Source organism: Desulfuromonas sp. DDH964 (assembly GCF_001611275.1).
In the GTDB taxonomy this organism is placed as follows: Bacteria; Desulfobacterota; Desulfuromonadia; order Desulfuromonadales; family DDH964; genus DDH964.
In genome coordinates this window covers 1,088,821-1,105,116 of the sequence record NZ_CP015080.1, presented here as the reverse complement: position 1 = coordinate 1,105,116, position 16,296 = coordinate 1,088,821, and the positions used below count along the sequence as shown (strand labels likewise).

16 protein-coding genes are annotated in these 16,296 nt (G+C 64.0%); 10 read left to right on the top strand and 6 right to left on the bottom strand.

Annotated features, from left to right (window positions below):
* Nucleotides 1–68: 68 nt before the first annotated feature.
* The 3 genes from DBW_RS04930 to DBW_RS04920 form a co-directional block, all read right to left on the bottom strand.
* Nucleotides 69–629: a hemerythrin domain-containing protein gene (locus DBW_RS04930; RefSeq protein ID WP_066725101.1), complete on the bottom strand. Its 561-nt coding sequence runs from the start codon at nucleotides 627–629 to the stop codon at nucleotides 69–71.
* A gap of 2 nt (nucleotides 630–631) precedes the next feature.
* Nucleotides 632–1,087, bottom strand: coding sequence for a hypothetical protein (locus DBW_RS04925; RefSeq protein WP_066725098.1), 456 nt, complete (start codon nucleotides 1,085–1,087; stop codon nucleotides 632–634).
* 63 nt (nucleotides 1,088–1,150) lie between these two features.
* Complete coding sequence (locus tag DBW_RS04920) at nucleotides 1,151–1,369, bottom strand: hypothetical protein (protein ID WP_066725096.1); 219 nt, start codon at nucleotides 1,367–1,369, stop codon at nucleotides 1,151–1,153.
* A gap of 313 nt (nucleotides 1,370–1,682) precedes the next feature.
* Here DBW_RS04920 and DBW_RS04915 point away from each other — a divergent pair, with 313 nt between their 5' ends.
* The 3 genes from DBW_RS04915 (at nucleotide 1,683) to DBW_RS04905 (ending at nucleotide 4,009) form a co-directional block, all read left to right on the top strand.
* A complete protein-coding gene (locus DBW_RS04915) occupies nucleotides 1,683–2,900 on the top strand; it encodes a hypothetical protein (RefSeq protein WP_066725094.1) in 1,218 nt (405 codons plus the stop codon).
* 69 nt (nucleotides 2,901–2,969) lie between these two features.
* Entirely contained in the window at nucleotides 2,970–3,503 is a 534-nt protein-coding gene (locus DBW_RS04910; protein ID WP_066725091.1) for an FMN-binding protein, read from the top strand.
* A 2-nt stretch (nucleotides 3,504–3,505) separates the two neighbouring features.
* On the top strand, nucleotides 3,506–4,009 hold the full coding sequence (locus DBW_RS04905) for a hypothetical protein (protein ID WP_066725088.1): 504 nt from the start codon (nucleotides 3,506–3,508) through the stop codon (nucleotides 4,007–4,009).
* Nucleotides 4,010–4,062: 53 nt separating this feature from the next.
* Here DBW_RS04905 and DBW_RS04900 read toward each other — a convergent pair whose 3' ends face one another.
* The 3 genes from DBW_RS04900 to polA form a co-directional block, all read right to left on the bottom strand.
* Nucleotides 4,063–4,929 carry an NAD(P)-dependent oxidoreductase gene (locus DBW_RS04900; RefSeq protein WP_066725085.1) on the bottom strand — a complete coding sequence of 289 codons (867 nt, stop codon included), beginning with the start codon at nucleotides 4,927–4,929 and terminating at the stop codon, nucleotides 4,063–4,065.
* Between the two features lie 85 nt (nucleotides 4,930–5,014).
* The gene (locus DBW_RS04895) at nucleotides 5,015–5,668 is read right to left on the bottom strand and encodes a class II aldolase/adducin family protein (protein WP_066725082.1); all 654 of its coding nucleotides are present in this window, start codon (nucleotides 5,666–5,668) and stop codon (nucleotides 5,015–5,017) included.
* Between the two features lie 222 nt (nucleotides 5,669–5,890).
* Complete coding sequence (gene polA / locus DBW_RS04890; protein ID WP_066725079.1) at nucleotides 5,891–8,563, bottom strand: DNA polymerase I; 2,673 nt, start codon at nucleotides 8,561–8,563, stop codon at nucleotides 5,891–5,893.
* 300 nt (nucleotides 8,564–8,863) lie between these two features.
* Here polA and gspC point away from each other — a divergent pair, with 300 nt between their 5' ends.
* From gspC to gspI, 7 genes are all read left to right on the top strand, one after another.
* Nucleotides 8,864–9,754, top strand: coding sequence for a type II secretion system protein GspC (gene gspC / locus DBW_RS04885; RefSeq protein WP_066725072.1), 891 nt, complete (start codon nucleotides 8,864–8,866; stop codon nucleotides 9,752–9,754).
* Between the two features lie 9 nt (nucleotides 9,755–9,763).
* A complete protein-coding gene (gene gspD / locus DBW_RS04880; RefSeq protein ID WP_066725068.1) occupies nucleotides 9,764–11,869 on the top strand; it encodes a type II secretion system secretin GspD in 2,106 nt (701 codons plus the stop codon).
* Nucleotides 11,870–13,564, top strand: a complete 1,695-nt coding sequence (gene gspE / locus DBW_RS04875; protein ID WP_082820189.1) for a type II secretion system ATPase GspE — start codon at nucleotides 11,870–11,872, stop codon at nucleotides 13,562–13,564. It abuts the gene before it with no gap.
* Nucleotides 13,565–13,577: 13 nt separating this feature from the next.
* The gene (gene gspF, locus DBW_RS04870; RefSeq protein ID WP_066725064.1) at nucleotides 13,578–14,795 is read left to right on the top strand and encodes a type II secretion system inner membrane protein GspF; all 1,218 of its coding nucleotides are present in this window, start codon (nucleotides 13,578–13,580) and stop codon (nucleotides 14,793–14,795) included.
* Between the two features lie 80 nt (nucleotides 14,796–14,875).
* Nucleotides 14,876–15,316, top strand: a complete 441-nt coding sequence (gene gspG, locus DBW_RS04865) for a type II secretion system major pseudopilin GspG (protein ID WP_066725061.1) — start codon at nucleotides 14,876–14,878, stop codon at nucleotides 15,314–15,316.
* Entirely contained in the window at nucleotides 15,309–15,878 is a 570-nt protein-coding gene (locus DBW_RS04860; RefSeq protein ID WP_197463731.1) for a pilus assembly FimT family protein, read from the top strand. The genes gspG and DBW_RS04860 overlap by 8 nt, the downstream gene beginning before the upstream one ends.
* A 13-nt stretch (nucleotides 15,879–15,891) precedes the next feature.
* Nucleotides 15,892–16,296, top strand: coding sequence for a type II secretion system minor pseudopilin GspI (gspI, locus tag DBW_RS04855; protein WP_197463730.1), 405 nt, complete (start codon nucleotides 15,892–15,894; stop codon nucleotides 16,294–16,296).

The window sequence follows — 16,296 nt, the reverse complement described above, 5'->3', positions numbered from 1 at the left end:
AAAAAGGGCGGCCCCCGGAATCCTCCGGGGGCCGCCCTTTTTTCCTCATCGCTCAGGACGGGTCCTTTTCACGCCGCCAGCCGCGCCTCGTAGCGCTCGACCAGCTGCCGGTATTTCGCCTCCAGATCGGGACTGGCCGCTTCGGCGGCGGCGTAGTCGGCGAGCATCCGCGGCCGCACCGCGGCCGGCAGGGTGCGCTCGGCCAAGGGGTAGAGGATCTGGTCCTCCTTGTCGATATGATCGCGCAGCAACGCTGCGTAGCCCCGGGCGTTCTCGGCAATCGCGTCGGCCTGTCCGACTTCTCCGGCCAGCGCCTTCTGTGCTCCTTCTTCCATGCCGCGCACGAAGGCGCGCCCCTGGTCGTGGGCCATCAGCATCGCCGCTACCGGCGAGTGCTCCTTCGGCATGCCGTTGGCGAGGAACTCGCGGAAGAGGACATCCTCCTCCTTGGCGTGGTGAAAGCGGTCGGCATAGTTGCGGATGAAATCGACGGCGTCGAAGTAGAACTGCCAGTCGCGGAACTTCCCCGCCGCGAGCAGGGCGGTGTTGCCCTCGACCAGGGCAATCATGCGCAGGATCAGCCGGTGTTCCTCGACCATCACGGCGGTGACGTTGATCTTCTCGTCCATGGTCAGCTCCTCCGCTCGCCGTCGACGCCGATCACGGCGATCTCCAGCGGCACCTCCTTGCCCGACTGTGCTATCGCCTGCTGTGCCATCAGCGCCAGGCCGCGGCAGCAGGGAACCTCCATGATCGTCACCGTCACCGACTTGAGGTCGTTGTGGCGGATGATGGCGGCGAGCTTCTCCACGTAAGGGGAGGTATCGTCGAGCTTGGGACAGGCGTTGACCAGTACCTTCCCCTTGATGAAATCGCGGTGAAATTCGGCGTAGGCGAAGGGGGTGCAGTCGGCGGCGATCAGCAACTCGGCGTTGCGCAGCCAGGGGGCGGTTGGCGGCACCAGGTGGAGCTGGGTCGGCCACTGGCGCAACTCCGAGGCGATGCGGCCGCTCGATTCGTTGCTGGTTTCTTTCTTTTCGATGGTCCGGACATGGGAACCGGGGCAGCCGCAGGCAAGATTACTCATGGTGGTTCTCCTTTTTGAAATCGGTAAATGGATGATTCGTGACTGGTTTAAACCCGAAGCCGCTCAGGCGGCCGTTTCCAGGTAGCTGTTGATTTCAGCCTCGATCTGCGCCTCGATCTCGGCGCCGAGGGCGTGGATGGCGACGACGTCCTTGAGCAGGCAGATGCCGACGCCGCAGGTGACGCAGCCGATCTCGTAGTGATTGAGGATCTCCCCGATGCGGGGATGGGCGATGATGACATCCTTGATGGCGCTGTTGCCGATATCGCTTTTCAGGTCCATGGCGTTCTCCCTTTGCTGTAGGTGGCTGCAGAATAACCACCGCCAGGGAAAACAAACATGATGCAGATCAAAATTCTCGATTTTCCGTTTTCTTCTCTCCCCCGGGACTGATTCATTCGCCTCCCACCCGCTTCAGCCCGTATTACCTCCAGACTAAAGTTCAGCCTATTTGAAAACGGTTTTCATTTTCCCCTTGACATGGCGCGACCGCCTCAGTATTTTCTGAAACTCGTTTTCATTTTCACCCCGATTGGCAGCCGGGCCCAGCCGCCAATCGCCCTGTCCACTACTATTTCAAACCAAGGAGACTCGCATGAAATCCGGACTTACCGCAGCGCTGGCGCTGCTGGCACTGCTCTCCCTCGCCCCCGCAAGCGGGGCCGCCACGGTCGACGAACTCGAACGTCGGCTCGATCTTGTGACGACCGAATTGCAGCAACTGAAGAACGAGGCGACCGTGGCAGAGCCCCAATATGTCTCTATCTACGGTTCCGGGCCTGCCGCTTCAAGGATCTACCAGCTCGGCCGGGGACTTTCGGTCGGCGGCTACGGCGAAGCGAAATATACCCATTACACGGACGACCAGGGGACAGCCAAGGACCGTGCCGACCTGGTTCGGCTGATCCTCTACACCGGCTACAAGTTCAGCGACAAAATTGTTCTCAACACCGAACTGGAATTCGAACACGCCAAGATCGAAGGGGGAGAAGAAGGAGGGGAGGTCGCGGTCGAGTTCGCGCAGCTCGATTTCCTGCTTCAGCAGAAGATCAACCTGCGCGCCGGCCTGATGCTGGTACCGGTCGGCATCACCAACGAACAGCACGAACCGACCCAGTTTCACGGCAACGACCGTCCGCTGGTGGAACGTCAGGTCATCCCGGCAACCTGGCGGGAACTCGGTGTCGGTGCCTTTGGCACCCTCGCCGACGGCATCGATTACAAACTCTACCTGGTGACCGGACTCGACGCGACCGGATTCAATGCCACCGGCATCCGCGGGGGGCGGCAGGAGGGGAGCAAAGCGACCGCGGAGGATTGGGGGGTGGTCGCCAGACTCGACTTCCAGCCACTCCTCGGCCTCGATCTCGGGGCGAGTGTTTACCTCGGCAACTCCGGCCAAGGGAGCGAATTCAGCGGTCAGCACCCGGACGTCTTTACCCAGCTCTACGAAGCACACCTCCAGGCCCGGCACTCCGGCCTGGAGGTAAAGGGCCTGGCGACCTTGCTCCGCATCGATGAGACCGGCCTGTTGAATGGCGTACCGAGTCAGGCCATGGCCGGCTATGGCGAACTTGCCTATGACCTGCTTGCCTGGCTCGCCCCCCGCTCCGGCCAGTACCTGGCGCCCTTTGTCCGGGTCGAAAAGATCGACTACCAGGGGAGCAGCGAGGATGTCGAACTATATGTGGCCGGCCTCTCTTATAAGCCCCACCCTCAGGTGGTTCTCAAGGCCGACTATCGTAAGTTCGATCTCCAGGCCAAGGCCGATGCCCCTGGCGAAATCAACCTCGGACTCGGTTTCATCTTCTGACCACCCACCGAATATCCCCGGGCACCGGCTGGAAAGCAGCCTGCCGGTGCCCGGATCTGGAGCCTGCGCATGAAAAGTCTGATTAGGGTCGCCCTGCTTCTGGTCCTGATGGCCGGCACGTCACCCGCCCAGGGTCTGCACTCCCGGGAGGAAGCCTTGCAGCAAGCTTTTCCGGAGGCAGAGCACATCGAAGCCATCCATCTTTATCTCACCGCAACCCAACGCCAGGCGTATGAACGGGTGACCGGGACCGCCAGCGACACTTCCCTTTATACCTTTTACATAGGTTACCTGGAGGGTCGCCGGCTCGGTATCGCCGCCATCGAGTCTGCGCCGGTACGCACGCAACCGGCGACCCTGCTGGTGGTCCTCAATCCCGATCTCAGCGTTTGCTTCGTCGAAGTTTTAGCCTTCTTCGAGCCCTCGGAATACTCCCCTTCGCCGCGCTGGCTCGGCCAGTTCGCCGGGCGAAGCGGGGTGATGGACTTGCGCCTCGGCAAGGACCTTCACGGCATCACCGGAGCGACCCTCACCACCCAGGCGGTCCTGCGCCAGGTCCGCAGAACGACCGCCATGGCCGCCTTCCTCCCCGGGGAGAACTGAATATGAAATTAACCAGCGCGAGCCCAAGTCGTCCCCTCCCCGGTGCAATCCTCGGCTTCTGCTATCTCTACACCCTGTTTCACGGCGTCACCGGAACCGTTATGTTCGCTCTCAAGCTTGGGTTTACCCCCAGCTCGGTCGCCCGCTATTATCTCGGCGATCCCGATCGGTTCATGAATCCCCGCAGCCTTTCCGGGCTGCTGGAAATCACCCATTTTCACCTATTTTCGATGGCCCTTTTTTACCTGGTCTTTTGCCACCTGCTCGCCTTCACCCCGCTGAGAAGCAACTACAAACGGTGGCTGGGCTGCACGCTGGCCTTCTCCCTTTCCGCCGACCTTGTCTGTGGATGGCTCATTCGCTATGTCTGGGCCGGATTTGCCGTGGTCAAACTGGGCGCCTTCTTTCTGTTGCAAGGCACCATCCTCCTGCTGCTGCTCACGCTTGCCGTCCATCACTTTGGAAACCGCAGCCGGTGCAGAGAAATAATCGGGGAGACCGTTTAGGCGGTCTCCCCGATTTAACTGCAACAATTATCCGGTGCTGACCTGCGGCCAGATTACTTGCGCAGCACCTTGACGATGGCGGAGAAATCCTCCTCGCCGCGGCCGTCGGCGACCGCCTGATCGTAGACCTTGAGCGTCGCGGCGACGACGGGGAGATCGAGGTGGTGCTGGAGGGCGACCTTCTGCACTGCCTGCAGCCCTTCGCGCACGTACTTGAGGGCGAGATTGCGGGAAAAGTCGCCGCGGGCAATGGAGCGCCCCTTGGCATTGAAGAGCGGAGAGGCGGCGCCCCCCGACTCGAGACACTCGAGAATCTTTTCGGCCTTGAAGCCGAGCTTTTCGCCAAAGACCAGGCCTTCGGCAAGGGCGGCCATCAGCTCGGCCTGGACCAGGTTGACGATGAACTTCATCTGCGTCGCCTCGCCGACCTCGCCGATATGGATGACGCTCAGGCCGAGGTAGGAAAAGACCTCGCGGCAGCGCCCGAGGAGCGACGGGTCGCCCCCGACCAGGATCGTCAGCAGGCCATTGGCGGCATGCTCGCGGGTCCCCCAGACCGGCGCTTCGAGGAAGAGAACCCGTTCCTTGCTCGCCTGGGCAGCCAGTTCCCGCGTCGCCTCCAGGGAGTGGGTCCCCATATCGACAAGAATCGTCCCCGGGTCGATCCCGGCGAGAAAACCGTTGTCACCGCCAAGCGCCGCTTCCCGTTCCTCGATTTCCGGCAGGATGACGATGACGAGGTCACGCCCCTTGGCCGCGGCGAAAGGGGTCGGCGCCGCCTTGGCGCCCGCCTTGACCAGCTCCTGCAACGCGTCGTCCTGGCGGTCGTAAACCGTCAGCCGGTAATCCCCCTTGAGCAGGTTGAGAGCCATATGCTTGCCGACGGTACCCAGGCCGATAAATCCGATTTCCCTGATCATGCAAACCTCCCCAATAAAAAATTAACGATTGCTTATTAGACCACGATCGGGCCCAGGATTCAACCATGCTGTTTGCCGGCCGTGACTATGGGCCGGTGGCACCATAAGCCCGGGCCAGCCAGGTCAACAGCACCGTGCCGGCTACCGCAGGGTCGGCGCCGAAAGCGACCAGCCCGTCCTCGTGGCCAGCCATGGCAAGGATGCCGCCGGCGCGCACCGCCGGGTCGGCATAGAGCGAGGCGACTGCGGTCGCCATCGCCGGGGTGCCGTAGGCAGCAGCGGGATCGGTGGCCGGCAGACCAAGGGCTGCGGCCCGTTGCCAGAGCAGGGGCGAGTGAACGTGGAGGACGCAACGCAACTCGGGGTCGAGGGCATAGAGGGCACCGTGGGTCAGCGCTTCCGAGGAGGGACGGATCGGGCCTTGCGCCACCACCCGGTTGGCCTGCGCATCGCAGTTGCGCACCAGGGCATAGTGCTCGGGACCGAGCAAGGCCAAGGGCCCGGTCTGGGTACCGCTGATGGTGAAGGGGCGCTGTTGCGGCGGCGCCGCAAACGGGGGAAGTCGCAGGCTGACATTGCCGAAACCGAGCCCCGCGTAGCGCTTCGGGTCGCACCCGACCAGGCCGACCTGGAACAGGATGCGCCGCCAGCCGTTGAGCTCGGCCAGCTCCGCCATCGGCAGAGGCGGGGCCGGGGTGAACTCGAGGTCGAACTTGATGACACCTTCCTGTTGACTCATGGGACTCCTAGGCCGCCTGTCGTTTGAAGGACCTGTTGGGTTTCATTACAATGAACTACCCCGCAGCAAGCTACGGGGTATCAACAGCCTACACCCTTAGTAAAAATCGCGCAGCAAGCTGCGGGGAATTGAACCCAACTTTTGATTCAACCCAACCTACGCCGTATGCCCGGAGCGGTTACCACGTAGGTTGGGTTGAGCAACGCGAAACCCAACAATACCTTAATGCGCTTCGCGCCAGTTGTTGCCGACACCGATATCGACCACCAGCGGTACCGACAACGGAATCGCCCCCTCCATCTCTTCCCGCACCAGCGCCCGCACCGTCTCCAGTTCCCCCTGCGGCACATCGAAAACCAGTTCGTCATGGACCTGCAGCACCATCTTCGCCTGCAGTCCCTCCTCCGCCAGCCGCCGGTGGATATGGACCATGGCGACCTTGATCAGGTCGGCAGCGGAACCCTGGATCGGATAGTTGATGGCGTTGCGTTCGGCGTAGCTGCGGATCGCGCCGTTTTTGCTATGGATCTCGGCGACGGCACAGCGCCGGCCGAGGATGGTGGTGACAAAGAGCTTCTCCCGCGCCTCCTGGCGCTTGCTCTCCATGAAGGCCTTGATGCCGGGATAGCGGGCGAAATAGTTGTCGATAAACGTCTGCGCCTCGCGGGTCGGGATACCGAGGTCCTTGCCGAGGGAAAAAGCACCCATGCCGTAAATCACCCCGAAATTGATGGTCTTGGCCTGGCGGCGCATCTCGGGCGTAACCATTTCCGGGAAGACGCCGAAGACCTCGCTGGCGGTGCGGGCGTGGATATCCTCCCCCTTGGCGAAAGCTTCCTTCAGCACCGCTTCGTCGGCGAGGTGGGCAAGCAGACGCAGCTCGACCTGGGAGTAGTCGGCGGAGAGGAGCAGGTTTCCCGGCGCCGGGATGAAGGCTTCGCGGATGCGCCCTCCTTCCTCGCTGCGGATCGGGATGTTCTGCAGATTGGGGTCGCTGGAGGAAAGCCTTCCGGTCGCCGTCACCGCCTGGTTGAAGGAGGTGTGGATGCGTCCGCTGTCGGGATTGACCAGTTTCGGCAAGGCGTCGCTGTAGGTCCCTTTCAGCTTGGAAAGGGAGCGATGTTCGAGCAGCCGGGCCGCGATCGGGTGCTCCACGGCGAGGTTGCTCAGCACCTCGACATCGGTCGACCAGCCGGTCTTGGTCTTCCTGCCGCGCGGCAGCTTGAGGCGCTCGAAGAGGATCTCGCCGAGTTGCTTGGGGGAGGCGACATTGAAGGGGGTGCCGGCGAGCTGGTGGATCGTCTCCTCAAGCACGGCGAGCTTGGCGGCGAATTCCCGGGAGAGGGCGCCGAGGAAGCCGGCGTCGATCGCCACCCCGGTCCACTCCATGTCGGTGAGCACCGTCATTAGCGGCATCTCGACTTCGTGAAAGAGTCGCTCCTGGCCGTTTTCGGCGAGCAGCGGCTCGAGCTTTTCTGCCAGCCGCAGGGTGATGTCGGCGTCTTCGGCGGCGTAGACCACCGCCTTCTCCACCTCGACTTCGGCGAACCCGATCTGGTTCTTGCCGCTGCCGGTCATCTCCTTGTAGCTGATCGTCTTGTAGCCAAGCAGCTCGGCGGCGAGGGCGTCCATGCCATGAGAGCTGGCGGCCGGGTTGCCGAGATAGGAGGCAAGCATGGTGTCGACTGCCACCCCCTGCACCCGGATTCCGGCGCGCCGCAACACCAGCAGATCGTATTTGGCGTTCTGGGCGATCTTTGCCTTGGAGGGATCTTCCAGCAGCGGCCGCAGTCGCTCCAGCACCCCGGCACGATCGAGCTGGTCGGGGACACCGAGGTAGTAGTGACCGACCGGGATATACCAGGCTTCGCCGGGCGTTACGGCGAAGGAGAGCCCGACCAGGTCGGCACGCACTGCGTCGAGACTGGTGGTTTCGGTGTCGAAGGCGAAGCGCTCGGCCGCCTCCAGCTCGGCAAGCAGGGTATTGAGGTCGGCTTCACTCAGCACTCCGCGGTAACCTTCACCGCTGGCGCGCTCGTCGCTGGAGAACTCCTGCAGCAGTTTGTGGAATTCGAGTTGTTTGAAGAGATCGGTCAGCGCCGCATTATCGGGCGGCGTCAGGGCGAAATCGGCGAAATCGCAGTCGAGGGGGACGTCGTCCTTCAGGGTCACCAGCTGCTTCGACAGCCGCGCCGAGTCGGCATGCTCGCGCAGCTTTTCCTGCAACTTCCCCTTGACCCGGTCGAGATTGGCGAGCAGGTTCTCCACCGTGCCGAACTCCTGGATCAGTTTGACCGCGGTCTTCTCGCCGACGCCGGGAACGCCGGGGATGTTGTCGGAGGCGTCCCCGGAAAGGGCCTGCACCTCGATCACCTTTTCCGGGCCGCCACCGAAGCGCTCCGCCACCTCGGCCAGCCCCGAAACCTGGTCCTTCATGGTGTCGAGCAGGGTGATTCGCTCCGAGACCACCTGCATCAAATCCTTGTCCCCGGTAACCACCGTTACCGCCAGCCCGTCGGCGGCAAACTTCTTGGCCAGGGTGGCGATGATGTCGTCGGCTTCGAACCCCTGCTTTTCGATCGCCGGCATGTTGAACGCCCGCACCAACTCCTTGATCACCGGGATTTGCGGCACCAGGTCTTCGGGCATCTGCGCCCGGTTCGCTTTGTACTCGGGGTAGAGCTCCTTGCGAAAGGTCGGCCCCTTGGCGTCGAAAATCACCGCCAGGTGGTCAGGGGCGTGTTCGCGCACCACCTTGAGGAGCATATTGACGAAGCCGAAGACGGCGTTGGTCGCTTCCCCTCTGCTGTTGGAGAGATGGCGAATGGCGAAGTAGGCGCGGTAGATGTAGCTCGAACCGTCGATCAAAAAGAGGCGCTGCGGCTGCTCGGTCATGGGACTCCCGGATCTTTGAGTGCTGAGTGCTGAGTGCTGGGAAATTATTTCATAGGACGGGGGAAATACCAAGCGCCGGAAAGCGGGTGCCGGAAAGCCGTGGAGGTAAGCGCAGGGAAACAGGGCGGCAAACTGGGTTAAAGACCCCGTCTTTTTCCAATCAGCTTGGCGAACCGTCAAACCGCCAGGAAAGCCACGATGGATATAGCCATTATGAAAGTCTTGCAAACAAAGGGCATTATCCCTATCCTTGTGAGCGTTGTCACTTCACCCTCCCCAGACATCCCCCGGAGTTACCCGATGCTCGCTGCGCTCCACAAATACCTCCCCGGCCTGCTCCTGCTCCTGGCCGGTGCGACTGGCCTTGCGCTCGCCGGGCTGGTCATGGGCGTAGCATCGATGAGCCTGGCACCAGCGACGAACATCAGCCGGGGCAAGCCTCGCCCCCCTCTCCCGTTACCGGAAAAACCGACCCTCGCCGACTACGAAGTGATCGTGCAGCGCAATATCTTCGATTCGACCGGCGCGGGACGGGAAACGCTTCTCGGCACCTCCGAGTCCGGCGCGAGCCCGACCGCCGGGGCGACGGCGCGCAGCCGTCAGGATCTGGCGCTGGTTGGCACCATCGCCAACCAGGAACATTCCCTGGCACTGCTGACGATCGCCAAGGAGCCCCGGGTGCTGCGTCTCGAGGAGGAGCTCCCGGGTGGCGGCACCCTGGTCGCCGTACGCCGCAACGAAGTGGACATTCGCTACGCCGACGGTAGTCTTGAGACCCTGATCCTCCCCCGCCAAGGGGCAAATGCGACGGCCGGCCCGGCGGCGCGTCCCGCCGCAGCCAGTGGCGGTGCGCAGGTCCAGGCCCTCGGCGGCAACCGCTTTGCCATTGCCCGCGCCGAGGTCGAGAAGGCCCGGTCCAACATCGGCGAGTTGCTGAAGCAGGCGCGGATGGAACCGTACATCGTCAATGGCGAAACCAGCGGCTTCATCGTCAAGATGATCCAACCGGGGTCGATCCTCGCCCAGCTCGGCATGCAGCTCGGCGATGTGGTGACCCGGGTCAACGGCGTCGAGCTCAACAGTCCGGAAAAAGCGTTGCAGATATTTCAGCAGCTGCGGGAGGCCCGCCGGCTCAACGTCGACCTGACGCGCGGCGGCCAGCCCCTCTCCCTGCAGTACGAAGTCAACTAGGAGGATCTCGTGATTCCGAATCATCGTCTCTGGGCCGGCCTGCTGTTACTGCTCGGTCTTCTCCTCCCCTACCAGGCGCTGGCCGAGCCGCCGACGCCGGCGCCGGAAGGGGTCTCCCTTGACTTCAAGGACGTCGAGCTCACCGACCTGATCCAGACCATCAGCGAGCTGACCGGCCGCAATTTCATCTACGACGATACCGTGCGCGGCAAGGTGACGATCATCTCCCCCCAGCGGATATCCCTCGACGAGGCCTACCAGCTCTTCCTCACTGTTCTCAATGTCAAGGGCTTCACCGTCGTCCCCTCCGGCCAGGTCAACAAGATCGTGATGGTCAAGGACGCCAAGGAGAACAACCTGCCGACGGTCTTCGAGGCAGGGAAGCAGCGCAAGGGGGACCAGTTCGTCACCCGGCTCATCCCGCTGCAGAACGTCGATGCCAACGTGCTGGCCACCACCGTCCTCGCCCCGCTGATTCCCAAGACCAGCAATATCGTCGCCTATCCACCGTCGAATACCCTGATCATCACCGACAGCGCGGCGAACATCGAACGCCTGGTGCAGATCATTCATGAACTCGATGTCACCAGCCCGCCGGACAAGCTGGAAATCATCTCCCTGAAATTCGCCAGCGCCGAGGAGGTAGCCCAGATCTGCAACCAGATCCTCGCCCAGGCGGCGACCACCCCACGCCGTGGCCGCGCCGCGGCGAACGTGGCAACGGCGGGCGGAGCGTCGGTAAGTAAAATTCTCCCCTACGGCCGGACCAACCAGCTGGTAGTCATGGCGAGCACCGAGGACATGCTCACCATCCGCAATATCCTCGCCCAGCTCGACCAGAAACCGGAGACCGAGCGTTCCCACATCAACGTCTACTACCTCGAAAACGCCGACGCCGAGACCCTCGCCAAGACCCTCAACGAAATCCTCACCGGCATCAAGGCCCAGGCGAAGCAGACCCGCACCACACCCGGCCAGGCCGGTGTTGCGCAGGGCACCCCCCTCGCCAGCGAGCCGGTCACCATCACGGCAGACAAACCGACCAATGCCCTGATTGTCAACGCCAACCCGGAAGATTACGAAATCCTCCGCGGCATCATCAGCCAGCTCGATATCAAGCGCAAACAGGTCTTCGTCGAGGCGTTGATTCTCGAGCTGTCGATGGACGCCACCCGCAAGCTCGGTGCTTCGCTGCAGGGCGCCATCGGCATCAACGGCGACAGCGTCGTCTTCGGGACTAGCAATCTCAACAGCGGCTCGGTCACCCTCGGCGACCTCGCCGGCAGCTCCAGCTCAAGTACGCCCAACCTGCTTGGCAAGGCGGTCGAGGGGATCCTCCTTGGCGGCCTCTTCGACCCGATCAGCATCACCAACCCCGACGGTTCCACCACCACGGTGCCGGCCCTCTCGGCCCTGATCCAGGCCTCCAAGACCGACGCCGATATCAATATCCTCTCGGCGCCGCGCCTGCTGACCTCGGACAACGAGGAGGCGGAGATCATCGTCGGCCAGAACGTGCCGATCATCACCTCGCGCCTGACCGGCGCCAACAGCTCCACCGACGCCACCAACCTCGCCCAGAGCGTCACCATCGAGCGCAAGGACGTCGCCCTCACCCTGCGCCTGACGCCGCAGATCACCGAGGGGAATCTGGTCCGCCTCACCGTCATGCAGGAGCTCACCGACCTCGCCGCTACCAGCGTCGGCAGCATCGACCAGGTCGGCCCGACCCTGACCAAGCGCTCGATCCGCAATACCGTGGTCGCCGAAAACGGCCGCACCATCGTGCTCGGCGGACTGATCGGCAACAACGTTCAGAACAGCATCACCAAGGTGCCGCTGCTCGGTGACATTCCGATCCTCGGCTGGCTCTTCAAGACCAAGAGCACCACCACCAAGAAGACCAACCTGCTGGTCTTCATCACCCCCCACGTGATCCGTGGCGCCGACGACCTCGCCGACGTCACCCGCAAGAGCCGCCAGGCGATGGACGACTTCCGCGACCGCAGCATCGCCCCCGGCTGGCAGATCGATCCGCCCCCGGCCAGGGTTCCGGCCGCGCCCGAGCTGCCGCCCCCTGCGCCGGCCAGCCCGGCCGAACCGATGGGGAACTAGATGGCCTGGAGACTCCTCGGGGAAATCCTGCGCGACGACTTCAAGGTGCCGGCGGCCCAGATCGAGACCGCCCTCGCCCTGCAGGGGGAAGACCACCGGCGCATCGGCCAGATCCTGGTCGGCCGCAAACTCCTCGACAGCAAGGACCTGGCGGCGGCGCTGGCACTCCAGCAGGGGCTCGAATTCCTGGCGACGCTGCCGGAACAGATCGACCCCGAACTCCTCAACCTGGTGCCGATCGGCTTCGCCAAGGACTACCGCGTCATCCCCCTGGAACGCCACGAGGGGCGCCTGCGCGTCGCCATCGCCGATCCCGGCGACAGTCGCGCTCTCAACGACCTGGCGGCGCTGACCGGGGAAGAGCTGGAGGTGGTGGTCGCCCCCAGCGAAGAGATCCTCGCCACCATCAACCGCGGTTTCGAGCGCCAGGCCGGGGAAGCCCGGGAGATGGTCGAGGAGATCGGCGGCGAGGCGAGCGGCGACCTCGCGGTCAGCCTCGAACCCCAGGATCTGATCGACGTCGCCGACGAGGCGCCGATCATCCGCTTCGTCAACAGCCTGATCACCCAGGGGTACAAGGAGCGCGCCAGCGACATCCACCTCGAACCCTTCGAAGGGGAGATGATCGTCCGCTACCGCATCGACGGCATCCTCTACGAGGTACTGCGCCCCCCCCACAAGGCCCAGGCGAGCATCACCTCGCGCCTGAAGATCATGGCCGGCCTCAACATTGCCGAAAAGCGTCTCCCCCAGGACGGCCGCTTCCGGGTGCGCATTGCCGGCAAGGATGTCGACGTCCGCGTCTCGACCCTGCCGACCGCCTTCGGCGAGCGGGTGGTGCTGCGCCTCCTAGACAAGGCGTCCAACGTCCTCGCCCTTGAGGATATCGGCATGGACCCCGACATGCTGCGCCAGGTCGGCGCCATGATCCACAAGAGCCACGGCATCTTCCTCGTCACCGGTCCGACCGGTTCCGGCAAGACCACCACCCTCTATGCGGCGCTGACCCGGCTCAACAGCCGCGAGAAGAATATCATTACCGTCGAGGACCCGATCGAGTACCAGCTCGCCGGAGTCGGCCAGATCCAGGTCAACCCGAAGATCAACCTGACCTTCGCCGCCGGCCTGCGCTCGATCCTGCGCCAGGACCCGGACATCATCATGGTCGGCGAGATCCGCGACGGCGAAACCGCCGAGATCGCCGTGCAGTCGGCGCTGACCGGACACATGGTCTTCTCGACCCTGCACACCAACGACGCCGCCGGTGCCATGACCCGCCTGGTGGAGATGGGGATCGAGCCATTCCTGGCTGCCTCCTCCATCGTCGGCATCATCGCCCAGCGCCTGGTGCGCACCATCTGCCCGCACTGCAAGGAGGCCTACCAGCCGACCCCGCAACTGCTTTCCGAGATGGGCCTGGAGCGGGCGCTGCCACCCGGAGCGCAGCTCTTTCGCGGGCGCGGCTGTGCCAAGTGCATGGAGATCGGCTACCGCGGCCGCAGCGGCATCTACGAGCTCCTCCCCGTCGACGAGCAGGTGCGCGACCTTCTGCTGCAGAAGAAGGATGCCGCGACGATCAAGAATGCCGCCGTGAAGAAGGGGATGCGCACGCTGCGCGATGCCGGACTGGCGATGGCGCTTTCGGGCGAAACGACCATCGAGGAAGTGCTGCGCGTAACCCAGGACGAGACCTGAGCAGGGAGATTCGATGCCCCTCTTCGATTACAGCGGTTTCGACGCCGCCGGGAAGAAGGTCACCGGGGTGATCGAAGCGGCCGGCCGCCGCGCCGCCATGGCCCGCCTGCACGAGCAGGGGGTCTACCCGACCGATCTGCGCGAGGAGCGCCAGGCTGGCGTCCGCCGGCGCTGGTCCACCCTCCTCGAGCGGCGCCGGGTCGCGCCGCTGGAGCTCGCCGCCGCCACCCGCCAGCTCGCCACCCTGCTCGGCGCCGGGCTGACCCTCGACGAGACCCTGGCGACGGTCGCCGACCAGCTCGACCAGCCGCAGCTGCAGCGGATTCTCGGCCAGGTGCGCAACGCCGTGATCCAGGGCGAGGCCCTGCACGCGGCGCTGGCCGCCCACCCGGAGACCTTCCCGCTCCTCTTCGTCAACATGGTCCAGGTCGGGGAGAACAGCGGCACCCTCGACGCGGCGCTGGCCCGGCTCGCCGATTTTCTGGAGGAACAGGTCCGGCTGCGCTCGCGGATTCGGGCGGCGATGGCCTACCCGGTGCTGATGGCGGTGGTCGGCGTCGGCGTCCTCTTTTTCCTCCTCAGTTTCGTGGTGCCGAAGGTGACGCGAATGCTCACCGACCTCGACCAGGCGTTGCCGCTGCCAACGCAGTTGCTGATCAGCCTCAGCGACTTCCTCGCCGTCTGGTGGTGGCTGCTGCTCTTGCTGGTCTGCGGCGGACTGCTGCTCCTCGATCGCTACCGCCGGACCGCGACCGGGCGCCTCGCCCTCGACCGCCTGACTCTGCGCCTGCCCCTGCTCGGGCGGCTCAACCTGCTGCTGGCCACGGCCCGCTTCACCCGCACCCTGTCGACCCTGCTCGCCAGCGGCGTGCCGCTCCTCAAGGCGCTGGAGATCGCCCGCAACCTGCTGCAGAACCAGGTTCTTGCCGAGGCGATCGCCGCCACCACCGATGCGGTGCGCGAAGGGGAATCCCTCGCCGCCCCCCTCAGACGCAGCGGCGTCTTCCCGCCGATGGTGGCACAGATGGCGGCGATCGGCGAACGCAGCGGCGAACTGGAAGGGATGCTGCTGCGGGTGGCCGACGCCTACGAACACCAGGTGGAACTTTCCATCGGTGGTCTCCTCTCGCTCCTCGAACCCTTGATGATCCTGGTGATGGGGAGCGTCGTCGGCTTCATCGTCATGGCGATCCTGCTGCCGATCTTCCAGGCGAGCCAGGGGATGGGGTAAGGTGGGCAGGGGGAGATTTTGAATTTTGAATTTGAGTTCTGCGTTCTGAATTCGGGAAAAACTGACGAAAGGCGAACAACATGCATAACGACATCAGGCGCGATCAGCGCGGTTTCACCCTCATCGAAATCATGGTCGTGGTCGTCATCCTTGGCATCCTGGCGGCGATTGTGGTACCGCGGCTGCTGAGCCGCCCCGACGAGGCGCGGGTGACCAAAGCACAGGCCGACATCAAGGGACTGGAGTCCTCCATCGGTCTCTTCAAGCTCGACAACGGCTTCTACCCCGCTACCGAGCAGGGGCTGCAAGCCCTGGTCAGCAAGCCGACGGTGGGACGAATTCCCTCCAAGTATCCCGACGGCGGCTACCTGAAGAAGGTCCCCCTCGACCCCTGGGGCAACAATTACCTCTATCTCTCGCCGGGGGTGCATGGCGATTACGACCTCCTCTCCTACGGTGCCGACGGGGAACCGGGCGGCGAGGGGGTCAATGCCGACATCCAGAACTGGAACCTTGACTAGAGCCTTGTCCACCACGGTTGGCCGACGGCCCCATTGGTCCGCGGCGGGCTTCACCCTGATCGAGCTGGCGGTGGTCCTGCTCCTGCTCGGGATCTTCACTGCCCTGGTCGTGCCGCTCTTTGCCGGTATCGGCGACGACGCCCTGCAGATCAGTGCCCGGCGCCTGGCCGGGACGGCCAAGTATCTTTACAATGAAGCGGCCCTGACCGGCCGCCCCCATCGCCTCGTCTTCGATCTCGATGGCGGGGAGTTCGGCGGACGGCGGCTCGAAACCAGCAACGAGCTGGTTACCCTCGGCGGGACCGGCAGCGACCACGCCCTGCCGGACGCCGTCCGCTTCCGCGATGTCGTCGTCGCCGGTCGCGGCAAGCTCAGCAGCGGGTCGATCTACGCCGCGGTCCTGCCAGTCGGCTGGATCGACGAAACCGTGGTTCATCTTGAAGGGTCGGGCGGTAAACAGCTGACGCTGCGCATCGCCCCCCTGACCGGCAGCAGCGAGGTTTATGAAGGCTACCGCGAGTTCGACAACCTGGCCGCTTCCGAGCAAAGCAAAGGACGTTAAGGACACGATGGGGTTGACCTTTCCCGTCCCGCGTCCCGCGTCCCGCGTTGCGGCCTCCGGCTTCACCTTGCTCGAAGTGATGGTCGCCCTGGCGATCGTCGCCACCGCCCTGGTCGCGCTCCTCGGCCTATCGACCCGGACCCTGACCGTCAACGAACGGGTGCAGCACATCACCCGGGCGACCCTCCTCGCCCAGCAGCGCCTGGCGGAGATCGAAACCGGGGTGCCGTTGCGCCCGGGTGATGAGGAATTGCGCGGGGGGTTCCCGCCCCCCTTCGAGGGCTACCGTTGGCGCATTAGCTACGAGGAGACCCCTTTGCCGTCGGTACGCCAGGTCAATGTCGTCGTCGCCTGGGGCGCCGAGGAGAAGAATGAGGCGGTTGAGTTCGCTTCCTTCCTCTTCCGCCCGGGGAGTTGA

What these genes read in the sequence shown, in the direction of transcription:
- gspF (WP_066725064.1), top strand. Translation starts at nt 13,578, where the DNA reads ATGCCCCTCTTCGATTACAGCGGTTTCGACGCCGCCGGGAAGAAGGTC.
- DBW_RS04900 (WP_066725085.1), bottom strand. Translation starts at nt 4,929, where the DNA reads ATGATCAGGGAAATCGGATTTATCGGCCTGGGTACCGTCGGCAAGCAT.
- DBW_RS04920 (WP_066725096.1), bottom strand. Translation starts at nt 1,369, where the DNA reads ATGGACCTGAAAAGCGATATCGGCAACAGCGCCATCAAGGATGTCATC.
- polA (WP_066725079.1), bottom strand. Translation starts at nt 8,563, where the DNA reads ATGACCGAGCAGCCGCAGCGCCTCTTTTTGATCGACGGTTCGAGCTAC.
- gspE (WP_082820189.1), top strand. Translation starts at nt 11,870, where the DNA reads ATGGCCTGGAGACTCCTCGGGGAAATCCTGCGCGACGACTTCAAGGTG.
- DBW_RS04905 (WP_066725088.1), top strand. Translation starts at nt 3,506, where the DNA reads ATGAAATTAACCAGCGCGAGCCCAAGTCGTCCCCTCCCCGGTGCAATC.
- DBW_RS04895 (WP_066725082.1), bottom strand. Translation starts at nt 5,668, where the DNA reads ATGAGTCAACAGGAAGGTGTCATCAAGTTCGACCTCGAGTTCACCCCG.
- DBW_RS04925 (WP_066725098.1), bottom strand. Translation starts at nt 1,087, where the DNA reads ATGAGTAATCTTGCCTGCGGCTGCCCCGGTTCCCATGTCCGGACCATC.
- DBW_RS04930 (WP_066725101.1), bottom strand. Translation starts at nt 629, where the DNA reads ATGGACGAGAAGATCAACGTCACCGCCGTGATGGTCGAGGAACACCGG.
- gspC (WP_066725072.1), top strand. Translation starts at nt 8,864, where the DNA reads ATGCTCGCTGCGCTCCACAAATACCTCCCCGGCCTGCTCCTGCTCCTG.
- gspG (WP_066725061.1), top strand. Translation starts at nt 14,876, where the DNA reads ATGCATAACGACATCAGGCGCGATCAGCGCGGTTTCACCCTCATCGAA.
- DBW_RS04910 (WP_066725091.1), top strand. Translation starts at nt 2,970, where the DNA reads ATGAAAAGTCTGATTAGGGTCGCCCTGCTTCTGGTCCTGATGGCCGGC.
- DBW_RS04915 (WP_066725094.1), top strand. Translation starts at nt 1,683, where the DNA reads ATGAAATCCGGACTTACCGCAGCGCTGGCGCTGCTGGCACTGCTCTCC.